The organism is Roseibium sp. HPY-6 (assembly GCF_040530035.1).
Taxonomy (GTDB): Bacteria; Pseudomonadota; Alphaproteobacteria; order Rhizobiales; family Stappiaceae; genus Roseibium.
On the sequence record NZ_JBEWCD010000001.1, the window covers coordinates 649,924 to 673,776 of the forward strand.

General features: G+C 57.0%; 22 protein-coding genes. 15 read left to right on the plus strand and 7 right to left on the minus strand.

The window, feature by feature from the left end; all coding sequences use genetic code 11:
• Positions 1-47: 47 nt before the first annotated feature.
• On the plus strand, positions 48-518 hold the full coding sequence (locus ABVF61_RS03170; protein ID WP_353992076.1) for a hypothetical protein: 471 nt from the start codon (positions 48-50) through the stop codon (positions 516-518).
• Between the two features lie 66 nt (positions 519-584).
• Here ABVF61_RS03170 and ABVF61_RS03175 read toward each other — a convergent pair whose 3' ends face one another.
• Positions 585-1,871, minus strand: a complete 1,287-nt coding sequence (locus ABVF61_RS03175) for a cyclic nucleotide-gated ion channel (protein WP_353992077.1) — start codon at positions 1,869-1,871, stop codon at positions 585-587.
• 189 nt (positions 1,872-2,060) lie between these two features.
• On the opposite strand from ABVF61_RS03175, the gene ABVF61_RS03180 reads away from it, so the two are divergent.
• On the plus strand, positions 2,061-2,186 hold the full coding sequence (locus ABVF61_RS03180) for a hypothetical protein (protein WP_353992078.1): 126 nt from the start codon (positions 2,061-2,063) through the stop codon (positions 2,184-2,186).
• 88 nt (positions 2,187-2,274) lie between these two features.
• Here ABVF61_RS03180 and alaS read toward each other — a convergent pair whose 3' ends face one another.
• Both alaS and recA read right to left on the minus strand, forming a co-directional pair.
• On the minus strand, positions 2,275-4,932 hold the full coding sequence (gene alaS, locus ABVF61_RS03185; RefSeq protein ID WP_353992079.1) for an alanine--tRNA ligase: 2,658 nt from the start codon (positions 4,930-4,932) through the stop codon (positions 2,275-2,277).
• Between the two features lie 268 nt (positions 4,933-5,200).
• Entirely contained in the window at positions 5,201-6,280 is a 1,080-nt protein-coding gene (recA, locus tag ABVF61_RS03190; protein ID WP_353992080.1) for a recombinase RecA, read from the minus strand.
• A gap of 317 nt (positions 6,281-6,597) precedes the next feature.
• On the opposite strand from recA, the gene ABVF61_RS03195 reads away from it, so the two are divergent.
• The 11 genes from ABVF61_RS03195 to ABVF61_RS03245 all read left to right on the plus strand — a co-directional run bounded on the left by ABVF61_RS03195 (position 6,598) and on the right by ABVF61_RS03245 (position 18,510).
• Positions 6,598-7,536 (plus strand): PfkB family carbohydrate kinase, encoded by a 939-nt coding sequence (locus ABVF61_RS03195; RefSeq protein ID WP_353992081.1) that lies wholly within the window; start codon positions 6,598-6,600, stop codon positions 7,534-7,536.
• Between the two features lie 88 nt (positions 7,537-7,624).
• Positions 7,625-8,557 (plus strand): pseudouridine-5'-phosphate glycosidase, encoded by a 933-nt coding sequence (locus tag ABVF61_RS03200; protein WP_502949927.1) that lies wholly within the window; start codon positions 7,625-7,627, stop codon positions 8,555-8,557.
• Between the two features lie 342 nt (positions 8,558-8,899).
• Positions 8,900-10,105, plus strand: coding sequence for a cell surface protein (locus tag ABVF61_RS03205; protein WP_353992082.1), 1,206 nt, complete (start codon positions 8,900-8,902; stop codon positions 10,103-10,105).
• A 65-nt stretch (positions 10,106-10,170) separates the two neighbouring features.
• Complete coding sequence (locus ABVF61_RS03210) at positions 10,171-11,106, plus strand: DUF6384 family protein (RefSeq protein WP_353992083.1); 936 nt, start codon at positions 10,171-10,173, stop codon at positions 11,104-11,106.
• Between the two features lie 37 nt (positions 11,107-11,143).
• Entirely contained in the window at positions 11,144-12,598 is a 1,455-nt protein-coding gene (locus tag ABVF61_RS03215; protein ID WP_353992084.1) for a coiled-coil domain-containing protein, read from the plus strand.
• A 170-nt stretch (positions 12,599-12,768) separates the two neighbouring features.
• Positions 12,769-13,260: a hypothetical protein gene (locus ABVF61_RS03220; RefSeq protein ID WP_353992085.1), complete on the plus strand. Its 492-nt coding sequence runs from the start codon at positions 12,769-12,771 to the stop codon at positions 13,258-13,260.
• 158 nt (positions 13,261-13,418) lie between these two features.
• On the plus strand, positions 13,419-14,357 hold the full coding sequence (locus ABVF61_RS03225) for a hypothetical protein (protein WP_353992086.1): 939 nt from the start codon (positions 13,419-13,421) through the stop codon (positions 14,355-14,357).
• Positions 14,354-15,235, plus strand: coding sequence for a HesA/MoeB/ThiF family protein (locus ABVF61_RS03230; protein ID WP_353992087.1), 882 nt, complete (start codon positions 14,354-14,356; stop codon positions 15,233-15,235). Before ABVF61_RS03225 ends, ABVF61_RS03230 begins: the two co-directional genes overlap by 4 nt.
• A complete protein-coding gene (locus tag ABVF61_RS03235; protein WP_353992088.1) occupies positions 15,228-16,436 on the plus strand; it encodes a hypothetical protein in 1,209 nt (402 codons plus the stop codon). The genes ABVF61_RS03230 and ABVF61_RS03235 overlap by 8 nt, the downstream gene beginning before the upstream one ends.
• Positions 16,433-17,539: a GNAT family N-acetyltransferase gene (locus ABVF61_RS03240; RefSeq protein ID WP_353992089.1), complete on the plus strand. Its 1,107-nt coding sequence runs from the start codon at positions 16,433-16,435 to the stop codon at positions 17,537-17,539. Before ABVF61_RS03235 ends, ABVF61_RS03240 begins: the two co-directional genes overlap by 4 nt.
• Complete coding sequence (locus ABVF61_RS03245) at positions 17,536-18,510, plus strand: nitroreductase family protein (RefSeq protein WP_353992090.1); 975 nt, start codon at positions 17,536-17,538, stop codon at positions 18,508-18,510. The genes ABVF61_RS03240 and ABVF61_RS03245 overlap by 4 nt, the downstream gene beginning before the upstream one ends.
• Here the strand turns inward: ABVF61_RS03245 and ABVF61_RS03250 are convergent.
• Positions 18,497-20,161 (minus strand): c-type cytochrome, encoded by a 1,665-nt coding sequence (locus tag ABVF61_RS03250; RefSeq protein WP_353992091.1) that lies wholly within the window; start codon positions 20,159-20,161, stop codon positions 18,497-18,499. The genes ABVF61_RS03245 and ABVF61_RS03250 overlap by 14 nt on opposite strands.
• Positions 20,162-20,384: 223 nt before the next feature.
• The gene (locus ABVF61_RS03255; protein ID WP_353992092.1) at positions 20,385-20,813 is read right to left on the minus strand and encodes a VOC family protein; all 429 of its coding nucleotides are present in this window, start codon (positions 20,811-20,813) and stop codon (positions 20,385-20,387) included.
• A gap of 118 nt (positions 20,814-20,931) precedes the next feature.
• On the opposite strand from ABVF61_RS03255, the gene ABVF61_RS03260 reads away from it, so the two are divergent.
• Positions 20,932-21,525, plus strand: coding sequence for a TetR/AcrR family transcriptional regulator (locus ABVF61_RS03260; protein ID WP_353992093.1), 594 nt, complete (start codon positions 20,932-20,934; stop codon positions 21,523-21,525).
• Between the two features lie 68 nt (positions 21,526-21,593).
• On the opposite strand, the gene ABVF61_RS03265 is transcribed toward ABVF61_RS03260, so the two are convergent.
• Entirely contained in the window at positions 21,594-22,013 is a 420-nt protein-coding gene (locus ABVF61_RS03265) for a nuclear transport factor 2 family protein (protein WP_353992094.1), read from the minus strand.
• Positions 22,014-22,322: 309 nt separating this feature from the next.
• On the opposite strand from ABVF61_RS03265, the gene ABVF61_RS03270 reads away from it, so the two are divergent.
• The gene (locus tag ABVF61_RS03270) at positions 22,323-23,033 is read left to right on the plus strand and encodes a DUF1287 domain-containing protein (protein WP_353992095.1); all 711 of its coding nucleotides are present in this window, start codon (positions 22,323-22,325) and stop codon (positions 23,031-23,033) included.
• A gap of 230 nt (positions 23,034-23,263) precedes the next feature.
• On the opposite strand, the gene ABVF61_RS03275 is transcribed toward ABVF61_RS03270, so the two are convergent.
• Positions 23,264-23,800 (minus strand): metal-independent carbonic anhydrase family protein, encoded by a 537-nt coding sequence (locus ABVF61_RS03275; protein WP_353992096.1) that lies wholly within the window; start codon positions 23,798-23,800, stop codon positions 23,264-23,266.
• Positions 23,801-23,853: the final 53 nt, after the last annotated feature.

The window sequence follows — 23,853 nt, forward strand, 5'->3', positions numbered from 1 at the left end:
CGCCGATTCTGCCAGAGCGCCTTCGTGGCAAAAATAATGAGGTTTCCATGCCGGATTCAATTTCTGAAGAAGCGTCTTTGTTTGCAATCTTTCATAGACTTGCCGGCATTCTTCTTAGTGCGTTCCTGATAACCGGCTTGACCGTAACCGCTTCGGCGCAGGCCGTCTATGAACCTGCACGCGGAACTGCAGAACGGAGCGAGATCCTGAACGCAGTCCGCCCTATGCTTGAGGCCAGAGTGGGTCCGCCAGTGGAATTTGTCGTGAACTGGATGCGCTCGGGATCGGGTTGGGCCTTTGTCGTGCTTAGCCCCCAGCGGCCGGGAGGCGGAGCTATTGACCTCTTCCAGACGGCGTTTTCTGAGCAGGCGGAATATATGGATGGGGCAACAACTTTTGCCCTACTGCGCTTTCAGTATGACCGCTGGAACCTGATCGATTTTGCCGTCGGGCCAACGGATGCCTTTTGGCACGGTGATCCGCTCTACGCCCGGCTTCCGCCGGGTTTGGTCCGATAACCTTCAGGTCGTTGCAGAACAGGGTAGCCTTGTTCGCCCCCAAAAAAGAGCCAAGCCTTCTGTGCTTCATTTTGCGGGTGTGCGATCTGTTTCCGGATCTTCGTTGAAGGACAACTCCGGTTCCTCGTCGGAGCGATCGACCGACGCATAAACGCCCGCCTGTTGCAGTTCCTCTTCCGCCAGTTCACCAAGCACCTTCTTTCCGGCACGCACACGCTCCCTTGCTTCGTCCATGATCTTCTTGGCGAGCGTTTCATCCTTATCCATAAGGTGCTGCAGCGCATCGGATTCCAGAACGAGCAATTGGCAATCCCTGTAGGCCGTAACGGTGGCAGTCCGGCGGCTCTGGTTGATCAGGGCCAGTTCCCCGAAAAAACTTCCCTCACCCAGATAGACCGTGTCGTGCGCAAGCTTGATGGCAACCTCGCCTTCCGAAATGAAATACATCCTGTCGGCCACATCCCCCTGCTCTGCGATCACGCCGCCCTTGCGCACTTTCTGTGCCTGCAAAAGCTTTGACACTTCGGCTATCTCGGTGGCCTTGAGATCTTCAAACAGCGGCACCCTCGCAACCATCGACCATGTGACAACGAAATCCCTGGAATGAATTTCGCGCGCAAACGCCGAAGCGATGATGCCGACAGGCAAGGCAATCAGGCCGTATCCCATCAGCATGACGAAACCACCGATCAACTTTCCAAGGTTGCTGACGGGAACCACGTCGCCGTATCCGACAGTGGTAATCGTCGTGATCGCCCAATAGGTGCCGTGCAAAATGCTGCGAAACTTCTCGGGCTGCTCGTTGTGCTCGACCAGGTACATCAGGGTCGCGGACAAAAGGATCACGCCGAATATGATCATGCTCGAGCCCAGAAGCGCCTTTCTTTCGCCGACGACGGCGGAGATCAGCGAACGCAGCGCGGGAGAATAACGCGCAAGCTTCAGGAAACGGAGCAACCGCAGAATGACGACGACGGTGACCGCTTGATTTGGCAGGAACAGCACGAAGAGCAGCGGAAGCGCGCCGATCAGGTCGATTATCGCATCTGGATGAACGGCGTAACGCAAGCGCGACCAGATAGGACCATAGCGGCGCAGCGGCGGGTGCATATCCGCCACATAAAGACGCAACACGTATTCAACCAGGAAAACAAACCCGCTCCCGAGCTGAATGAATCTCAAATGCGGTCCGAAGGTAGCGCGGATTTCCGGAACAGTCTCAAGAACGGCGAGTACGATATTGAACAGGATGAGGAAAACGAGAAATTGGCGCAGCGAACGGGCTGCGAGCTTTCGTTTTCCCGTATCTTCAAGCACTTCATAGAGCGCGCGTTTGAAGCTTTCGTCCTGCACCGTCTGCTCCGTCCTGAAAAACTCTGATTCATGAATAGCCGAAGAACGGTCCAGGACAAAGTTGCCCGTGTCTTCGCATTCACGTCCTCTGCGCGAAGCTGTGAACGACGGGTGCGCCAATGTGATTGGGTTAAATTGTCGCGCACCCCACATCAGTGAGCGTGGGCGAAACCCTGAAAGGAGGGAATTATGACCATAGAAACGAACAAGGCCCGCGCCGGAGAAACGTCACCGCATCACGCTGTCCTCAAGATGCTGATCGTATCGACTTTTCTAACCGCCGCAGCACTCGCTGTAACCGCAGCCCTTCACTAAGCAATACTCAAGTCTCTCAAATGAAAAAGGCGTGCCCCTGGGCACGCCTTTTCATTTTGGGTCGACTCCTGTTACGAAGTACCGCAGATCAAAGGGCGCTCAAATGCGTTTCGATCGCGGCAATCGCCTTGTCCGCGCTGGCACCGTCCGGCCCGCCGGCCTGCGCCATGTCCGGTCGCCCGCCGCCGCCACGTCCGCCAAGCGCTTCCGAGCCAATACGCACGAGATCAACAGCGCTGACTTTATCTGTCAGGTCTTTGGTGACGGCCGTCACGATCGCGGCCTTCCCGTCTTCAGCGACATTGATCAGGACAATGACGCCGGATCCGAGCTGAGCCTTGGCGTCATCCGCCATACCCTTGAGATCTTTCGGGTTGATGCCTTCTACCGTGCGCGCCATTACCTTGAAGCCACCGGCATCCTTCACGGGTGCCGCGCCGTTGCCGCCACCGCCCATGGCCAGTTTCTTCTTGGCGTCCGCAAGTTCCTTTTCCAGCTTGCGGCGCTCTTCCACCAACTGCGAAACCTTCGCCGGAACATCATCGGCGGCAATCTTCAAAAGTGCCGCGACTTCGCGCATGCGCTTGTCCTGCGCGTCCAGATAGCTGCGTGCTTCTGCGCCAGTCAGCGCCTCGATCCGCCGGACACCAGCGGCAACCGCACCCTCTGATACAAGCGTCACGAGACCGATATCGCCGGTCCGTTTGACATGCGTTCCACCGCAAAGTTCAAGGGAGTAGGGTTTACCTTCCTTGGGGCCATGCAAGGCCGTTCCCATGGAGACAACGCGGACTTCTTCGCCGTATTTTTCTCCGAAAAGCGCCATCGCGCCCGCTTCAATGGCATCATCAACCGCCATCAGGCGCGTTTCGACGGGCGCATTTTGCAAAATGATTTCGTTGGCATAGGTCTCGACCGTCGCAAGCTCCTTTTCATCCATCGGCTTTGGATGGGAGAAATCGAACCGAAGGCGGTCCGGAGAGACCAGCGAGCCCTTCTGTGCCACATGGGTGCCCAGAACCTCGCGCAGTGCCTCGTGCACCAGATGGGTGGCAGAGTGGTTTGCGCGTACGGAGCTTCTGCGTGCGTGGTCAACCTTCAGTTCCAGGGCGAGGCCCGGAACGATCTCGCCCTCGTCCACTGTCACGCTGTGCACGAACAGGCCTTCAGCCTTTTTCTGCGTATTTGTGACCGTCACGCTTACGCCCGGCGCCAGCATCTTGCCCGTGTCGCCGACCTGACCGCCGCTCTCACCGTAAAACGGCGTCTGGTTCAGGATCACGTAGCCGCTTTCACCAGTCGACAGTTTGGCGATTTCCGCTTCATCCGAGGCAATCGCGTCTACAACGCCTTCCGCGCTTTCGGTCTCGTACCCCAAAAAGTCGGTCGCACCGTGCTTTTCCTTGAGCGTGAACCAGACCGCCTCGGTGGCTGCACCGCCGGAGCCTGACCAGGCTGCACGGGCTTCGGCCTTTTGCCGTTCCATGGCGGCGTCAAAACCACCGGTATCGACCGAAATGTCGCGCGCTCTCAAGGCATCTTGCGTGAGATCAAGCGGGAAACCATACGTGTCGTAGAGCTTGAAGGCTGTTTCCCCGTCAAGCTGACCGCCGGCCGACAAATCCACCGTCGCATTGTCGAGAAGGCCCAGCCCGCGCTCCAGCGTTTTGCGGAACCTTGTTTCCTCAAGCTTCAGCGTTTCCGTGATGAGATCCTCGGCGCGGGAGAGCTCCGGATAGGCCCTGCCCATTTCCCGAACGAGTGTCGGAACGAGCTTGTGCATCAGCGGTTCGCTGGCGCCAAGTAGATGTGCGTGACGCATGCCGCGCCGCATGATGCGGCGCAGGACATATCCTCGGCCCTCATTGGAGGGCAAAACACCGTCCGCGATCAGAAAGCTGGTCGACCTCAGGTGATCTGCGATCACCCGATGGCTCCCGAGTGCGTCGCCTTCAGCCGCGATGTTGGTTTCGTGCTCGGAGGCGGCAATCAGCGCCTTGAAGAGATCGATATCATAGTTGTTGTGCACGCCCTGGAGGATTGTCGCAAGGCGTTCAAGACCCATGCCGGTATCGATCGACGGGCTTGGCAGGTCGAGGCGTTCTTCGCTCGTCTGCTCATATTGCATAAAGACAAGGTTCCAGATCTCGATGAACCTGTCGCCGTCCTCTTCCGCCGAACCGGGAGGGCCTCCCCAAATGTGATCGCCGTGATCATAGAAGATTTCAGAACAGGGCCCGCAAGGACCAGTATCGCCCATCGACCAGAAATTATCGGACGTTGGAATGCGAATGATCCTGTCGTCGCTCAGACCCGCGATCTTCTTCCAAAAACCGGCCGCAGCATCGTCTTCCGCATAGACAGTGACCAGGAGCCTGTCTTCCGGAAGTCCGTATTCCTTCGTGATTAGATTCCAGGCGAGCTCAATCGCGCGTTCCTTGAAATAGTCGCCGAATGAGAAGTTGCCGAGCATTTCGAAAAACGTGTGATGCCGGGCCGTATAACCGACATTGTCGAGGTCGTTGTGCTTTCCGCCTGCCCGCACGACTTTCTGGGCCGTGACAGCGCGTGAATAAGGCCGCGTCTCGAGCCCGGTGAATACATTCTTGAACTGATTCATGCCCGCATTCGCGAACATCAGCGTGGGATCGTTGCGTGGCACCAGCGGTCCGGACTCGACCACTTCGTGGTCGTTCTTGTCGAAATAGTCCAAAAATGTGGAACGGATTTCATTTACGCCGGTCATTCGGATCTCGCATCAGTCCAGGCCAGAAAGTCGGGCCGATTAAAAGTCTGCCGGTATAGATGTCCCTTTCGGACGCTCACGCCGGAACAGCCTTTTAACTTTGACCTCAAACCCTGTCCAGCAGTTGAACTCGATCCGGACGGTTTCAAGTAAATGCATAACCCGCTGCAGAACCTTTGCAGTACCGAAAAAGGCTCCCTCCGGTGTGGAGAGAGCCTTGAGGATTATTCGTTGGTCGATGGCTGACCCGATCAGTCGACAGATTGGCTCAATCCTCCAGAGCCTCTTCCGCGCCTTCCGCACCTTCCGGATCGATGATTGCTTCTGCAATCAGACCGGCATTCTGGCGGATTGCCAATTCGATCTCATCGGCGATTTCCTGGTTTTCTTTCAGGAACAGCTTGGCGTTCTCGCGTCCCTGACCAAGCCTCTGACTGTTATAGGAGAACCAGGATCCCGATTTTTCGACGACATTGCCCTTGACGCCAAGATCGATCAGTTCGCCCATCTTGGAGACACCTTCCCCGTACACAATATCGAACTCGACCTGCCGGAAGGGTGGCGCAAGCTTGTTCTTGACCACCTTGACCCGGGTCTGGTTGCCAACCACCTCGTCGCGATCCTTGATCGATCCGATCCGGCGGATATCCAGACGAACTGACGCATAGAATTTCAGCGCATTACCACCGGTCGTTGTTTCCGGAGAACCGAACATCACACCGATCTTCATCCGGATCTGGTTGATGAAGATGACCATCGTATTGGACTTCGAAATCGAGGCGGTAAGCTTGCGCAGCGCCTGGCTCATCAGGCGGGCCTGCATCCCCGGAAGGCTGTCGCCCATCTCGCCTTCCAGTTCGGCTTTGGGCGTCAACGCGGCAACGGAATCGATCACCAGCACATCAATGGCCCCGGACCGAACCAGCGTGTCGGCAATTTCAAGGGCCTGCTCTCCCGCATCGGGCTGCGAAATCAGAAGATTGTCAATATCGACACCGAGTTTGCGGGCGTAAAGCGGATCAAGCGCATGTTCGGCATCGACAAAGGCGCAAATACCGCCCTCTTTCTGGGCCTCTGCCACAGTATGCAGAGCAAGAGTTGTTTTACCGGATGATTCAGGACCATAAATCTCGACAATACGGCCACGGGGCAATCCACCAATACCAAGGGCGATATCGAGACCAAGGGATCCTGTCGAGACAGCTTGCACCTCAACGGCCTGCCCCTGTCCCATCCTCATTATGGAACCCTTGCCAAAGGAGCGTTCAATCTGGCTGAGCGCTGCATCCAACGCTTTTGTCTTATCCATCTGGCTGCTTTCTACGAGACGAAGTGTACTTTGCGACATGGCTCACGCTCCTTATTCCATGATGGACGCGTTGTTTCAATGGAGGGGTTTGTACACTATTTGTTCTATTTACGCAAGCCTCGCGAAGCAATTGGTTTTTAAATGAAAATGAAGCTTTGTTTCCAATATGTTCTGAAACGCGCCCACTGCTGGTAACCATGCGTCAGAACAGACGCTGATCATAGCGTGATTCTCTCCCGCTTCAGAATCATGCTGACGGATTGAGGTTGCCGAGTGCAGAACGATCTGTTAGCCCGCACCCCGTTGAGCAAAGGCAGCGCCCCCCAGGGTGCGCGCAAACCGGAAGCGCCAGACACGTGTCGACACAACCAGACTGCCGATTGATCTCGATTGGCGCGGTTCATCAGGATACGATCGCCCATGCACACATAAACGTGCACCGCGAGACGTCCACTCCTGCCCGCTTCAGCACCAGGCCCGGCGGCGTCGCAACGAACATTGCCCGAACGGCTTTGCGACTGGGCGTCGACGCCACGCTGGTCGGTCTTGTGGGAGCGGATTCGGCGGCTCGCGAACTCGCTGATCAGCTGACGGACGAAGGCCTGAAAATTGATCTCGTTCAGCGAAAAGGTTTTGCGACCGGTCGATACCTGGCGCTTCACGACCCGGACGGGTCGCTTGCCGCTGCCTGCGTAGACGACACGATCCTCACGGAAGCCTCCGAGAGCGTATTCGACAGTGTGATAGAAGCCGCGACACAACACGCCAGGCAGCGAACGATCTGGTTTCTTGACGCGAATTTACCCCAAGATACGCTGGCTCACATCGTCGCCAGATTGGGAAACGGCTTTGTCTTCGCCAACGCCGTTTCGGATGCAAAAGCCCCTCGCCTGAAAAAGCTTCTTCAAAAAATCGATTGCCTGACACTCAATCGGAGCGAAGCTGCAGCACTTTTGCAAATGACACCGGCATCGGCAGTACAAGATCTTGCACAAGCCTTGTCCGATCACGGACTAAAGAGCTTCATTCTCACGAGCGGCAGTGATGATCTTCTCGTGCAGACCGGCCATGGCCTTGAAAGAGTGTCGCCGCCGTCTACCGAAATTGTCGACGTAACCGGTGCGGGCGATGCGCTGAGCGCCGGAATAATCGCAGCGCTCGCTCGAGGATATACGCTCAAGCAAGCGATACCTTACGGCATAAAGGCAGCCCATCTGACGCTGCAGAGCACAGGCGCTTTCGCCGAGAACCTCTCCTGGGACGCGTTGAGCCTTGACCAAACGAACGGGCAATAGCCTTGCACCCGGGCACACGCACATATATGGGCGTCACTCTGACCTTTGGATTTCTCCGGTGACAGCCTCAACAGAAAGGCCCTGAAACGTGACCCAATCTGCCGAAAAAAACGCTTTGGCGCAGCTGCTTGTGTACAGCGATGAAGTGCGGGACGCCTTAAAAGCAAGCTTGCCGGTCGTTGCACTTGAATCGACAATCATCACACACGGCATGCCCTTTCCGCGCAATGTGGAGACTGCCCGTTTCGTCGAGGCCGACATCCGCTCGCAAGGCGCGGTTCCGGCGACCATCGCAATAATGGATGGCAAAATCCATGTCGGCCTGAGCGATGCGGACCTTGACCGCCTTGCACAGGCCGAGAACGTGATGAAGTGCTCCCGGGCAGACCTCACATTCGCGCTGTCGACTGGCCAGTACGGCGCAACTACGGTTGCAGCGACAATGATGGCTGCGCATCTGGCTGGATTGAAAGTGTTCGCCACAGGTGGCATCGGAGGTGTCCATAAGGGGGCCGAAGAAACATTCGACATTTCGGCGGATCTCGATGAGTTGGGGCGCACACCTGTTTGTGTTGTCAGCGCTGGTGCCAAGGCTCTTCTCGACATCCCCAAAACGCTCGAAGTGCTCGAAACCAAAGGTGTGCCCGTGATCGCCTTCGGTACGGATGAGTTACCTGCCTTCTGGTCCCGGAGCAGCGGGTTGCCGGCGCCTTACCGGCTTGATACGGCTGCTGAAATCGGTGCTCTTTTGAAGATGCGCGCGCAATTCCCCGACCACGGCGGTGTTCTCATCGCAAATCCGGTGCCGGAAGCTGAGGAAATAGCAAGACCTGAGATGAGCGAGTTCATCGATGCGGCGCTCGCCAAGGCCGATGCGCAGAACATCAGGGGAAAAGATGTCACCCCTTATGTGCTGGGCGCTATTTTTGAGCTGACCGAGGGCCGCAGTCTCGAAACGAACATCGCACTCGTTCGCAACAATGCGCGCCTTGCGGCCAGGATTGCCGCAGAGCTGGTGTGAAGCGGCCTCCATTTGCGGGGCAACCGGGCAAGCTGATCTTGACGCGTCAAGCCATCTCAAGGGCGAGACAGATCGGGTCCGTTTAAGCTCTGCGGACCTTTGGCGCATCAGAAAACTTTGTGCGGTCTGGCGATACATACTTGTCGCGAAACGCGCTTAAAGCTGTTGCAGGCAAGACGCGCTTTTCCTGCATTGGCAAGGTGTAACCGCCGAGTGGCCCTAAGCCGTTGACAGAGCGGCGTAAGCCTGCCCTTACTTGCGGCACGATAGTATAGTGAAACGGCCAGGCAGCCTGATGATCGTACGGAGCTGTCGAGCAGTGTTTCGAAGAGGAGGTCGGAAATGACAGACGCGTCTACACCTGGAAATACGGAAACGGCGGCTACCCCGGTCGGCAGCTTTTCACCTCTTCAATATCTGGATCGTGCATTGTCGACCCTGCGCGATATCGGGATCACCCCGGAATCGGAAGCGGACGCTCCGATCAACGCGCTTCTCGAGCAGGTTTCCGACCTCTCGCCGGACAAGGTTCTGGTCATTTCCCGCACGCTCAGCCAGGCATCCAACTTCAACGAAGTCGTGCGCACCCAGGTTCAGCAGATGGATATCGGCGAGCGCTATGAAGAAATAACAGAGGCGTTCAACTCCATCCGCGACGATGCAAAGACCCTTGTCGACCAACTTGCGGACGGCAAGATTTCCTTTACGGAGAACATGGCCAATAAATGGCGCGACATGCGCCGCGGAACCATCTCCGATCGCTTTCAGGATATCCGTGGCACCTACAAGGAGGTCGCCCGCGCAACCAAAGACCAGATCGAGCGCGAACAGACGATCCTGGAAGCCTACCGCGATTTCCGCGGAGCGTTGAAGCAGGCCGAAGTCACGGCACTGGAACTCTTGAACATGGCGACCGAGCAGCTCAACGGCAAAAAGCTTGCTCTGGAAACGGCGTCCAACGAGGTCGAGGCCTACACAGGTGAAGATCCGGCCCAAAAGGCGCGCCTTGAGCTTTCGCGCGACGAGCGGCTGCGCGAAATGCAGGATGAGGAAAAACGGTACCAGATCGCCAAGGACCTCTCCGACAACCTGACGGTTGGCTACAACACGTCCGAGGTTATCATGGCGCGGCTGGTCCAGACGACCAACGCAAAGGAACGGGTCTACGCACAGTCGGTCAGTTTCTTTTCGACAAACGAGTCGGTCTTGACGGCGCTGAACGCTTCTTTCACGGGATTGCAGGGTCTTCACGAATCTACCGAAACTCTTAACGCCATGAAAGATGGCATCAACAAGAGCCTGGAAACGCTTGCGGAAATCGGCGACGCCGTCCAGAAGGAGGCCTTGAAAGCCGGTTACGGCCCGACGGTCGCAGCCGCGTCGGTCAAGAAGCTGGTCGATTCCGTGGTGAATTTTCAGGTTCAGTCGCGCGAGATCATTTCCGAGATGCGCGACATGTCGACAAAGAACTCAGAGGAAATCCGCAACGCAGTTGAAGAAGGCAAGCGCCGGCTGGCGAAGCTGACCGCGCAGGGACAGGGCCTCTGATTGATGCAGAACCTTTTGTGGCCGGCATTTGCCGGCCAGCTGGCGTGAATTGAAGACAGGTATCGATGGCAAGCACGGCGAACAAATCCGACGCCCCTCTCGACGACCTCATGATGGTGATGGATGTGGTCGACACGCTCCGTCACGAGGAAGGTCAGGTCGCACGGGAGTTGAAAGCCGATGAACGCGATGCGGCCATGCTGGACAGGCTTCGCCAGGTATACGCCTCGCAGGGGATCGAAGTTCCTGATCACATCCTGAAAGCCGGTGTTGAAAATCTCAAGCGGGATCGGTTCGTCTACTCACCGCCCAACACAGGGTTTCAGCGTTCCCTGGCAATGATTTACATCTCCCGGGGCACGTGGTCCAAGTGGCTTGCCGCAGCTGCTGCTATTGTTGTGGTTGCCGCCGCCGCGTGGTATTTTTTCGTCCTCATGCCGCAGCAGCGTGCCGAAGCGGAACTGCTCGCCCGGCTTGAGGCGCTCCCCTCAAATTACACCGAGCTTGTCCAGCGCATCGACGGGCTGACAGAAGACGGCGCCGTCGAAGCAAAGGCTGCTTCGCTGGCTGAGGATGGCCGCCTTGCTTTGCAGGATGGCAAAAATGAAGCTGCGTTCAAGGCGGAAGCAGACCTTCGAGCACTGGCGGGCCGGCTGCAGGAAGTCTTCGAAGTCCAGATCGTCTCGCGCCAGGGTGAACCGACCGGACTGACACGCATTCCGGAAGCAAATCCCAATACGGAAAACTTCTACATTGTGGTCGAGGCAATCGATCCTGATGGAAACACCATCAGCCAGACAATCCTGTCGGAAGAATCCGGAACTTCGGAGACGGTCGACAAGTGGGGCCAACGTGTCTCGGAGGCGATCTATGACGCCGTGCGGCGCGACAAGATGGAAGACGGCATCGTCCAGAAGGGTGTGCTCGGTCAGAAGCGGCGCGGCGAGATCGACATCAATTGGCGCAGCGGTGTCCAGGACGGAGCGATAACGACATGGTAGCAAGTCTTGGCCCTGCGGAAACGCTGGAGACGCGCACATGCTGACCGGGAGGCAAACCCTTGGTACGATCGAACAGTCGCTTGCCGATCTCAGGCGCGAAGAAGCTGAACTGAGCAAGCGCATTGAACGCTCGACGCGGGCCGTGACAGACCTCCAGGAACGTCAAAGCGAAGCCTACCGCGATCTTGCACGCTTCCGGCTCGACACGGATGCGGCCGGGACGCTCAACACCCGGCTGGACAGCGCCGCACGCGAAGCCCGGCGTCTTCTCGACAAGCGCAGTGACGACTACAAGGTTTTGAGTGAACAGTTGCGCCAAAGCGAAACGGAACGCAGCCAGAACCAAAAAAGGCGCCAGGACCTCGATGACGCGCGCGATACGGCCGAGAACCAAATGGATGACCTTATGGAAGCCGTCGACGGGCGCCTGGAAAACGACAGTGCCTATCTCGCGCAGCGAGAGGCCACAGAGCGCGCAATTGCAACGGCGGACGCGGCTTCCGAAAAGGCGAGAACGTCAGAACAGGATCGGGACGTCAAAGGCAAGGCCTATGATGCGGACCCACTATTTGTCTATCTCTGGCAGCGCGGCTATGGAACACCGGACTATCAGTACAGAGGACTGACCCGGTCCCTCGACCGCTGGGTTGCTGGCCTTATCCGGTTTGATGATGCCAGGGCAAACTATGCCATGCTGACGGGCATTCCTGGACGTATGGCGCGGCATGCCGAACACTGTGCGGAAATCGCGGCAGCGGAAGAGGAAAAACTCGCCGAATTCAGCCGAAATGCGATGACGGATGCCGCCGGAACGGATTTGGTCGGCTCGATTGAGACCTACAGTGAAGAAATCGAACAGATCGATACCGGTCTTGAAAAGCTGGACCGGCAGATCGAAACGCTCTCTGCAGCGCTCGCCGACTTTTCCAGCGGTGAAGACGCCGATTTCCAGAAAGCTGAAGAATACTTGTCGGAATCGCTGAAGGCGGACGATCTTCATGATCTTTGGCAGGCGGCCATCGACACACCATCGCCAGAAGACGAAAAAATCGTTCAGCGCATTGAAGACTTCAGGGACCGGGTTGAACAGGTTGCGCGCGAAATACGTCAGGACCGCGAGTTGCAGCGGGATATCGGCCGCCGTCGCGCGGAGCTTGCAGACGTGATCAAGCGGTTCCGCTCCAAAGGTTATGGCAGCTGGGAATCCACCTTCTCCGACGACAAGCTGACAACGGTTCTGCTTGGTGAGCTGGTCAAGGGGGCGATCACGGGCGCTGATTACTGGGCGCGGGCCGAACGGTCGCACCGGCGCCGCAAGCCGCGCGATCGCAAGGTTGCCTTTCCCAACGGATCGGGATTACCGAAGTCAATGGGTGGCTTCGGGCGGTCCGGCCGAAGGTCCGGCGGCAAAAGCGGTCAGTTCGGCGGCGGCGGTTTCAAGAGCGGAGGCGGTTTCGGCGGCGGTGGCTTCAAGACAGGCGATCAGTTCTGAGTTCGTCATTTGCCTGTTATTTGCCATAAGCTTTCGCTAGCAAAGTGGAGCCAGACTTGAAACAACGTATCGTGAGATGCCTGAAGTGTAGTTGTGTCATTGACTGGACCTGGACTAGAACATGGTTTGACCGGACCGAAAAACACATCTTTTGAACTTTGGACCACCTAATGCGACACATCGTGATCTTTGGCTTCTGCGCCCTCGCCCTTGCTGCCTGCCAGTCAACCAACCAGACAGCTTCGCTCGGCAACCAGCCGCGACTTGATGTGCCTGCGGGTGCCCAAAGCGTCAACATTGCAGCTGACCCTGGTACGGTACGCACAGCACTGGTTTCAAGTGCACAGGAACGAGGAACCACTGTCCTTCAGAACCAACCGAACATGGTCATCCTGGAACGCCCGATGGCCGGCGAAAACCCGACCCTCGACAGCGAGTTCGGCCCCTCCGACAATGGCGACCGGGTCATTCGGATCAGGGTTCGGTTTACTGGCTCGCAGTGCCAGACGCTTGCCGTTCAGGACCTTGCCGTGATCAACAATGTCCGTACGGCCCTGGAACAGAGTTTCGTGCTACCGGGCAACCCCAATACGCTGCAGAGCCTGCAGGGCCTCAAGTCCAGAGCGGAGCAAGGTAGCCCCTGCCCGCGGATTGCCTCCTGACCGATCAGGAAACGCAGCGCCGGCTTCTACAACCGCGATTCATGGAATATTTAGATCCAGCTGGGCATCTGAGAGGCGTTTGACAGGTCTTTTTTCGCGCAACCGGAACCAAAACCTGGAATTATCTGGGTCCGGCAGACACATATGAGCAGGTTCTGATGAGGCTGATCGCCAAAGCAATCAGTAGGGATTACCTCAATGTGTCGTTCAAAAGCGGCGACAATACCGTTGAGATCGTCGAACGCCCTGGCCGCTGGATGGACACGGTACGCCTCAAGCGCCTGCAATCGGACCTGGTAAGTGTCGCGACCGCTTCTCTTGAGAGCGGCGCACTCGAATATGGTGTTTTGTCGGGTGAGCGGGAACGGCTTGAAAACGCGATCATAACCCTTGTTCGGCGCTCAAAGGATCAAAAACCGATCGCGTTCAACGCGTTGTCTCTTATGGATGTTCAACAGTCCAGGGCACGAACGCGCGTCATCCATCTCGGCCTCGTTATGGTCGACCCGTCGGAGCGCCAAAAGGGATTGTCCTGGATCCTTTACGGTCTGACATGTCTCCTGCTTTTCCTTCGCGGTGGCTTGCGACCGCTTTACGTTTCCAACGTAACACAAGTACCGGCCGTTGTCGGAATGGTCACTGAGACCTTTTCGGAAATCTGTCCAACACCGGAAGAACCGGAACCCCGAGACTTTCGCAAAGTGCTAATTGCCCGCGAGATCATGCAGACCCATCGCGGCGTATTCGGCGTTGGAGCTGATGCCGAGTTCGACGAGAAACGTTTTCTCATCAAAAACGCCTATACCGGTGGTTCAGACGATCTGAAAAAATCCGTCGACGAAGCCTCCAAACACCGTGACGAAAAATACAATGCCTGGTGCATGCGTGAGCTCAACTACGATCGTGGTGACGACGTCTTGCAGATCGGCCTGATCGATCTCGCCGCGGCACAAAGATATGTTTCACGAACCGTACCGCGGGGATCATTGATACAGCTTGCCGCGCTGGGTGTTCTTGTTGTCACGCGGCGTGTTTTTCTGCCCGCTGCCCATTGGTTCAATTCGAAAAGAGACTACGGACTTTTACGGGCGCGATGACCTTTACTTATTCCGAATTTACCACTCGCAACATCGGTTTCGTCACCGAACAGCAGCAGCAAAAGCTAAACGACGCCTGCGTCTTCGTTTGCGGAACCGGGGGCATGGGGGGCGCAGCGATCCAGTCGCTCATACGCGCCGGCGTCGGAAACCTGATACTGGCCGATCTCGATTGCTTCGAAACGTCCAATCTCAACCGGCAGGTCTTCGCCAACCTCCGCTCTCTTGACCATCCGAAGGCGGAAGCAACACGTGACCAGTGCCTGGAAATCAACCCGGAGGCCAAGATCGAAGTTTTCGACGGCGCCTGGACGGATGACGTCGCGACGCTCATCTCAAAGGCGTCTGTTGTGGTAAACGGCACCGACGATCTTGCCGCCACGCTGCTTTTGTATCGCACGGCACGGAAGCTCGGCCGACCGGTGATTGATGCCTATGCCTCGCCCCTTCCGTCCGTCTATGTCACCCGGCCCGGGCGACCGACGCCGGAGGAACGTTTGGGATATCCCACCACGAAGACACAATGGGACGCCGTCACGGATACGCAACGCAGCGAAGCGTTTTTCGCCGAAGCGGTGTTTGTGATGCTGAACTCTTCGTCCAGGCACTATATCGATCTGGACCTCGCGGGCGAGGTTGCAGCCGGACGGCGAAGCCGGATGTCGTTTGCACCGATGGTGATCAACACTGGGACACTCATGGCCTACGAAGCGCTCGGGCTACTGCTTGATTTGCCGAGCAGCACAGATGAGCGCGGATGGTTTTTCAATCCATATAAAGCGAAGGTTGAGCGACCATTGCCCCGCCCGGTCGCAGCTGTCCTGGAACCGTTTGTGCGCCGGAAACTGACCGGCATGATCGGGTCGTCCGATGGCTGAATCGCAGCTCGTAACCGATCTGACGGTAACCCTGTCAGCAGTGGCGGGTCTTCTGATCGTTCGGTCTCAGATCGATCCGGCCGGCGGCGGTGTCGCCGGGCGGTTTCGTTTCGCACTGATGGTCGTCGCTGCTTTCTATTTTCTGCGCGCTGCCAGTTGGCTGACCGCTTTTGACTTTATCCGCAGCGCAATGTTCTTGTCCGCGGCAATCATTCCCTTTTCGGCTCTGCTTCTTGCCGAAGGTTTCCTGCGGCGGCATGCGCCTGGCTTTGTCAAACTGGTCGTTGCGGTCGGCATGGCCGCGATCGGGTTCCTGTCGCTGGTTCTGCCCAGCGCGGTCACCTTTTCGCCCGCCTTCCTCTATCTGGTGCTGTTCTATCAGTTTGTGTCTTTCGCGCTCGTTTTCTACCTGCTCGTAGCGCGTGACAGGCACAGCCTGACACAGACGGAAAACATCGCAATCAATCGCTTTGCCATCGCAATACCGATTGTCATGATCCTGCTCTTGTCGGACTACGATCTTCTGCCGCCAGAGCATCTGCCTTACCTTTCCGGCCTTGGAGCGCTGACAGTCGCCTGGGTTGCCGTGACGCTGGAAGCAAGGATCGCAAGCGCCACGCGCGTGTTTACCGCGGTTGCCGCAATCGCACTGACTGCCGGATTTGCTGCCTGGTTGATCGATCTTCAAACCGGACTGTCCACGAAAGAAACACTGGAAACGCTGGCAATCGTCGTATCGCTGATGCTCGTGCTCATCCTCGGCCTGTCATCTGCAGCCATCCGCCGGGACCGGAGGCAGACCTCCCTGCTTGGCGCGATGCGAAAGACGGGAAGCCTGGAGGATTTTCTGGCCGCTCTCGATCAGAACGGCCTGACAGCGGGCTACACAATGCTGCGTGGGAATGACCTTCAGGACTATGACGGACAGGCAGTGATTCACCAGTTAAAACACGGCGGTGCCCTTGCGCTTTCCGATCTGCCCAGGAACAAGACACTCGACACGGCGGCACAGAGTCAGCTCAGAGAACTGCTTTCCCGTATCGGTGGAAACGAAGTCATTCTCGTTGCTGAAACGCCGCTGACACTGGCAGTGGGATCTCCCGCAGGTTTCGCGTCAACATCAAGCAGCAGCCTGCGCTCCGCTTTCGCAATCGCCCGTGTGATTGCCCAGCGGGACGCAATCTTGAAGGAAACGGCATGAGCCTGCGGATCGAAACCGGAAACTTCAACGACTTTTTCGAAGCACCGTTCAATGCCTACGGTCCGAAGAGCCCCTTTGTTTCTCCCTTGAGATCCGACTTGCAGAGGTTCGTCTCCGCTGACGAGAACCCGTTGTTCTCGGAACCTGGCGAGATTTCGATCTTCACCGCTCTGAGGGACAACCGCCCGATAGGCCGCATAACCGCACATGTTCACACCGCCTCAAACAAAATGCACGGTCTGCGGCGCGCCTATTTCGGGTATTTCGACTGCGCGGAGGACAAAGAAGCGGCGGAAGCGCTCCTGAACGCGGCAGAAAGCTGGGCCCGCGAACGCAATCTTGAGGAACTTGCCGGAAACTTCAATCTGACGGCCATGCAGCAGATCGGCGTCGTCACCGATGGGTTTGAGAAACCGCCCTATACCGATCAGGTCTGGAACCCGCCTCACATACCGCGATTTCTGAAGGAATTCGGCTATTCGGCAGAGTTCCCGATGACAACGTTCGAGGTCGATCTGAAGAACGAGGCTCCGGTGATCGGACCGAAACAACAGGCGGTCCTCGACGATCCGGACTTTCAGTTCGCGAAGATTTCGCGCTGGAATCTCAAGGAGCGCATGGAACAGGCACGCTTCCTGTTGAATTCCGCTTTTGCCGAGAACCCCATGTTCGTTCCGGTGAGCGCGGAGGAATACGATTTCCAGGCAAAGGACATGGTCTGGATCATCGATCCCAGAATCTCTGCCCTGCTGACCTATCGTGGCGAGCCTGTCGCGACAATCCTGTGCGTTCCGGATCTGAACCCGTTTCTCCAGCGCATTCGGTCCCGTCCTGGCCTCGCAATGCCGTGGCATTTTCTCCGCCACAGGTTCACCAATCGCCGTGCCATTTTGATTTACGCCGCTGTGCGCGCCGACATGCACGGGAAAGGCATCAATCCGGTGGTGCTAAGGCAAGTCATCCTGTCCATGAAGGCAGCCGGATACCAGACACTCGGCAACACCTGGATCGCCGACGTCAACCCGGCGAGCCTTGCTCAAACGGAAAAGGCAGGAGGACATCAGCTTCACCGCACGCACCTTTTCAGAAAGATGCTCCAGTGACCCCTGACTTGCTTGAAACGATCGCCGAAGAAGCCAATCTGGCGCCGTCGGCACACAACACCCAGCCGACGCGCTGGCAGGCTGACGGCGACAACGCCATTCTTCTCAGTCTGAAGCCGTCACGCTTGCTGCCGATCGGCGACCCGGAGAATAAGGACGCTCGATTGAGCGGCGGCGCGTCGCTTTACGGCACGATCATCGCACTAGCCCGCAATGGCATGGGAACGTCGGGATGGGAAGCCGACGGGGATCGCGCCCGCATTGAGCTATCTTCCGACGCTTGTCCCGTGCTACCGGCTGAATTGCTCACGAGGAGAACCACCTACAGAGCCGGATTTGAAGCTCCTTCAAACGACGCCCGCAGAGCGCTTGAGGATCTATGTGCCTCCAGAGACGATACGGCCCTGACCCAGGCGAAGGACCAGATCGAGGCGCTGTCCGAATGGAATGATCAGGCCAGTCTGGCGGTCATGCGCGCGCCGGACTTCCGGTACGAGCTGTTGGATTGGATGCGGTTGAGCCGCTCCAACCCGCGCTGGGACACCGACGGGCTATCTGCCGAAGCGCTTGCAATGTCAGGGCTGGAGGCCCGGGCCGCTGGGCTGGTGCTGCGCCGCCCCCTGTTTGAACTGATCGATCGCATCGGTTTTGCCAAGGCCGTGGTTTCCGAACACAGTAAGACCATCACCGCGACGGGCCTCATCGCCTTTCACAGGCCACAGGGGGAAGATCGCTGGACGAGCGGTGGCAAGTTCTATGATTTCTGGATCGCCCTCACGCGGGCAGGTTTTGCTGCCTGGCCGATGGCCGTGCTGGCAGACAATACCGAAGCTCGGCAAGAGGTCATGCGCCTATATCAACTACCCGACGACCGCGACCTGATCACGGTTCTCCGGGTAGGTCCCCATCCGGGAAATAGGCAACCGCCGAAAGCCAGACTGGCGGCGCACCAGCTTCTTACAGAAGCTTGAGGTATTCCAAAAGCGCATCTTTCTCGTCCTCGGAAAGGATGTCGAATTCGCTTTCGTGTCCCTGGTTTCCGAGCCCATATGCGTTGACGTCAATCTCCTCGGTCAAAGCCCAGGGCGAATGATCTGCCTGCGGCACCCATCCTCCGGCTCCGTCTGCACGTCCTCGTATCCCGACCTTTTCCATATCAAGAGAGTGTCCCCCGACAACGAACTTGAGTGGACGCCGGTCCGGACGCATCAGGTGCCAGAGCGTTGGAACACTGCCATTGTGGAGATAAGGCGCGCTTGCCCAAATGCCGGTCAGTGGCGGAGCCGCATAGGCACCTGTACTTTTGGCGCTGATGTAACGACCGAAGCGGCCGGCGTTGACCGCATCCGCCACGCTCTGATCCGTAAGTTCCATGAGGCCTCGGTCCGTTCCGACATCACCAAGCCAATTTGGGAACGAGACGAGTTCAGGTGTTTCGAGGCTGCTGTTGTAAACGCCGTGGCAGCGGCTGCAGTTGGCAGCATAGACCGACTGCCCGAGGTTCAGCTGCGTTCTGTCTATCTGCCCCGGAAACGGCTGGGGCCGATAGGTTGTCAACCATTTGAGGACGACTTCCGCATCTTCGATATGCGCTTCAGCGACCTCTGCGGTAACACCCATGCTTGGAACCGTAAAGTAAGCGACAACAGACGCCATTTCCTTCAGATGAGTGTTGTCGAGATGCTCCGGTCTTGTCTCCGATTGGAGATCACTTCCAGGCGGGGCATAAACGGCAGTGTTCAGAAAACTGCGCCTCCAGTGACGTTCACCCAGATCCGGAACGGAATTGAAGGCGCTCTTTTCGACGACTGTACCGTTCGGAATGAGGTCCAGTTGGTTCTTAAGGGCGTCCAGACCATTCGTCGCTCCGGGCAGACCGGCCGAGAATGGCAGCAGCCGATCAAAGTCCTTTTCCCGCTCAGTTATTTCCTTCTGGAGAAGAGGCAGGATCGCAAAGCGCAAGGTCTGCCGCTCTGCCCAGGACGTCTCTGGAAACAGACGTTGAACGGCGCTCAGTAGCCGGCCGCTGTCATGACCATAGGTTTTGAAAGCGGAAAAAAGTGCGGACGCATAGGCTTCCAGATTGATCGAGCCATTTGGCATACCGAGCCAGATCCGTTCGGTATCCGGTGTTCCATCGGCTCGATAGGTCACGCTCGCGTGACAGGCGGCACATCCGGTATTGGCAATGGTGACGGCTGTCGGCAGGAATTCGTGCCTTGCAACGCCTGTGTTAAGGCCAAGCGGCTTTGTTAGATCCGGTTTCGGCAACCCGCTCGGCCAGTTCGCAATCTCTTTGGGGCTGTGGAATCCGAAGGTACGGAAAAGTGCACTGACATCCACCTCTCCAACGGCATTCAAATCCCCTTGCGTCTGGTGCAGAGCCAAGGCAGCGACGGCGAGTTTCCAAGGGACCGCCGAGGTTCTGAGCGTGTCTGTGCTCAGCGCGCCAAAATCACCGAAACCGAAGGTGGCTATGCCGCGATCCCGCTCGGACTGAAGTGCTGGTTCAAGGGATGCCAGCGCCGTCGACGACGTCCGAAGGTCAAAGGGTTTGCCGAAGAGGAATAATGCCGCAACACCGCAGAGAAGCAGAAGTACGGCAAACGCAATGCGCTTCATTGTGCCCTTTCGATCCAACACGTGAAAGCCGTTTCATTAAACGGGCTCGAGCCGTCATGTGGCTATGCAAAGAGATACTACAGATAGGAATGCCTTTTCGTGAACACATCCAATTTCCGGTCATTTGGTTAAAACCCAAGGCATTCCTTCCTTGCATAATCCGCCCGGTCGGTTTGAAGCGCAGCCGTCCAGTCCGCGCTTCAATTCCATGACCTTTCGCTGATCAGGCAGGCACGGCATCCGGGGAATATTGGGCGAGAAACTCGGCACTTGGCGGGATCGGCTTGATCACGTCAATCATGACGCCGTTCGGATCTTTGGTGATAAAATGACGCTGCCCGAATGGCTCATCTTTCAGAACCAGCAGGATCGGCAGGCCCTTGTCTGAAAGACGCTCGTAGAGATCGTCCACATTTTCCACTTCGAAGTTCAAAAGCAGACCCGCGGCACCGCGTCCCCGTCCCTCTTCAGGAACGGTCTCATGGTTCTTGTCGAGAATGGCAAGGTTGACCTTATCGTCTTCCTTGGACTGCAGGTGGACATACCAGTCGGCTTCGAACGCAGCCTTGAAGCCAAAGTTATCGAGGTAGAAACGGGCCGTTTCGCTGACATTGTCAGTCATAAGCACGGGATAGTACTGGGTGCATTTCATCGCAATTCTCCTTCGTTTTCCCAAACCTTCCCGTCTTTCGAGACATTCAGGCTTTTCCTTCGACACAAAAAGACATACAGTCTGTATGTAATTTCGAATTAACATACAGGCTGCATGTATGCAAGTTGAAAAACCTCGCCGGTCTCAGGCCGAACGCCGCGCGGAAACTCGCAGTGCCCTTCTGCGCGCTGCGCGAAAGCTGATCGTCGAAAAGGGGTATGCAGAAACCGGGACACCCGACATCGTGAAGGCGGCCAAGGTCACACGAGGTGCGCTCTATCATCACTTTGATGACAAGGCGGACTTGATGCGCGCGCTGGTGCGCCAGGAAGCCGCTGCCATCGCAACAGAAATCAATGCCGACACGAGCACCGACCAGACACCGCTCGATGCGTTCATGGCCGGTGCGCGGGCCTATTTCACTGCGATGTCTGCGCCCGGCCGGGCCAGGATCCTGTTGCTGGAAGGCCCTGCGGTGCTCGGTGTCGAGGAAATGGCCGTGATTGACCGGGAAACCGGCGGTGCCACCCTCCTGGAAGGACTTCGGCATGCTGCCGCACACGGCGCACTTGAGGACATACCTCTCGAGCCGCTTGCCGACCTCTTGTCTTCATCCTTTGACCGCGCAGCGCTGGCCATTGCGAACGGCGAGGATCGGGACGCTTACGAACGCGCAACGCTTTCGCTGCTATCGGGCATCCTGAAAAGCTAGAAGTAAAAAGAAGTTACGCGCGGCGACCTTCAAAACCGCCCCGTTCCCAATCGTGAATTGAAACCGTGTCAATCGCAGGCGCAGGAGATCATTGAAGCCGTGTCGTAAAACTCGAAAAAGAAGACGATCTTGCCGTTCTCGAACTTGATGTAATCGAGCTTCGGCGTCTCCATATGCTTTCCGGTCTTCTTGTTCGTCCAGGCCGTCGAGCCGTAGGCACAGATCGTGTTTCCGTCGGCGACATAATCGGTAATCGTGTAGTGCTCCATTGACCAGTCGGCTTTCAGCCCTTCAAGATACTGGGCGACTTCTGCCTTGCCGTGGCTCGGTTTGGTGAAATCAATGGCGGGATCCTGCGCCATTGCAAGCGACTTGAAGTCGACTTTGTCATCAAGGAGGTCGAGCCACGCCTCAACACTCTCACCCTTGGTTTCATTCCACAACTCGTAGCAGCGCTTCAGAGCGCTCAAATTGTCATCCGCAGTCATTTTTGCCTCCCGAGGCTCCGTTTTGAGCTGTTTGAACTATACACGCCTCTGCAACCAGAGATAACCCCGATGAACATGCTTACCCGGCATCAGGTCTGTTGGTTCGCGCGCTTCCCTGGCATTTGCAGCCGACCATTCGACATCTGCCAGACGGCATTAGCGCTTGCAAAATCCTGGCACCATCGCTGTGTTTTGAACGGCGAGACAGAGAACTTGATCGAAATTTGAGTCAAAATCCGCCACATCGCCCCATTCCTGACTCAGAATCCGCTTATTTCCAGATGTCGGGCGAGAACGTATGGATGTTGCATGAAGCGCAGAGATTTTCTGATCGGAGCGGGCGTTGTTGCAGGAGGTAGCCTGACGACGGCGGCCATGATACCTGGCCAGCTGGAGGCGGGATTGCAACTGGCGCAAAGCGCCATTGACAACCGCAAGGAACCGCTTGTCCGCATCACTTTCCAACGGGACCTGCTCCAGCCGGAGCCATGGGCTGAAAAGCTGATCTCGGCAGCAGAAGACCAGATCGGTGTCACGCTGATCTACGATCCGGCTTATGTCGGTCTCGGCTTCCCGAACGGTGATTTGCCCCGCGAGCGCGGCGTTTGCACGGATGTGGTTGTCCGCGCCTATCGTGACGCATTCGGGTTTGACCTTCAAAAAGAGGTCAATTCCGACATGAAACGCCATTTCGCGTCCTACCCGAAGATCTGGGGCCTAAAGCGGCCCGACCGCAACATTGATCACCGGCGCGTTCCGAACCTGCAGACGTTCTTTGAGCGCAAGGGTGCAACGCTTCCGGTTGGTGACCGGTCCGGCGATTACCTTCCCGGTGATGTCGTTTCGCAGATGCTACCTGGAAATCTGCCGCACATTGCCATTGTCACGCACTATCGCTCCCAGGACGGCGAACGTCCGCTGGTCATTCACAACATCGGTGCCGGTACACGCCTGGAAGACACACTCTTCGACTTTGAAATCACCGGGCGGTACCGGTTCAAGCCGGGTGTCAGCAGCTAACGGACCCACTGCGCAGGTGTTTGCGCCTTGACAATTCATCAATCCCCGATGCGAACGGGCATCCATTTCGCCATCCCTCAAAGATGGTAGCAAACGATACTATGACAGGGTTTACCCCCGGTCACCTTTTGACAGACCTGCGCAACGTGGCTCGCGCAGGTCTTCCGTCGGCAACGGCGGTTGGGACTTCGCAAAAGCCGTTATGCCCGGCAGTCGCCTTGGGATCTGCCTTACTTCGCCGGATCGTAAGGTAGTGACGAGTGGTGTAGGTTGATTTTCAAGTCGCCTGAAGGGCTTTTCACATATCCGAAGGTGTATTCCACTTTGACTTCTTTGCCGTCAGGCCCGGTAAAGAAGTAGTTGCCCATCGCCATCGCGGTTTCGTCCGTTGTGTGGATCCCGTTATTTTCCCAGCGGACCTTGGTCCATCCCTTGATTGCGAAGCCGCTGTCTTCGGACCCTTCCGTTCCGATAAAGTAACTCAGTGCTTCATCATATGTTTCGCGGAACTGGTCTTTCGCCGCCAATGTGGGCTTGAACATCACATCCGCATCACCGTAGGCATAGAGCGATTTGACGTGGTTCTCTGCACGCGCCTTGAAATCAGCCCCCTCCGCGTGCATCGTGGAGATCTCAACGATACCCTTGCCCCACACGATCTGCGCATCAATTACGGCCTGCTTTGAGATATCTTCACCAAAGGCCGTGCCTGCGAGGACGAACGAAAGAGCAGCACTTGCCACAATGGTCGATTTGACGGTCATCATAATTCCTTCAAATTTGGTTGAATTCTGATTTGGACACGCGTCCAGATTGAATA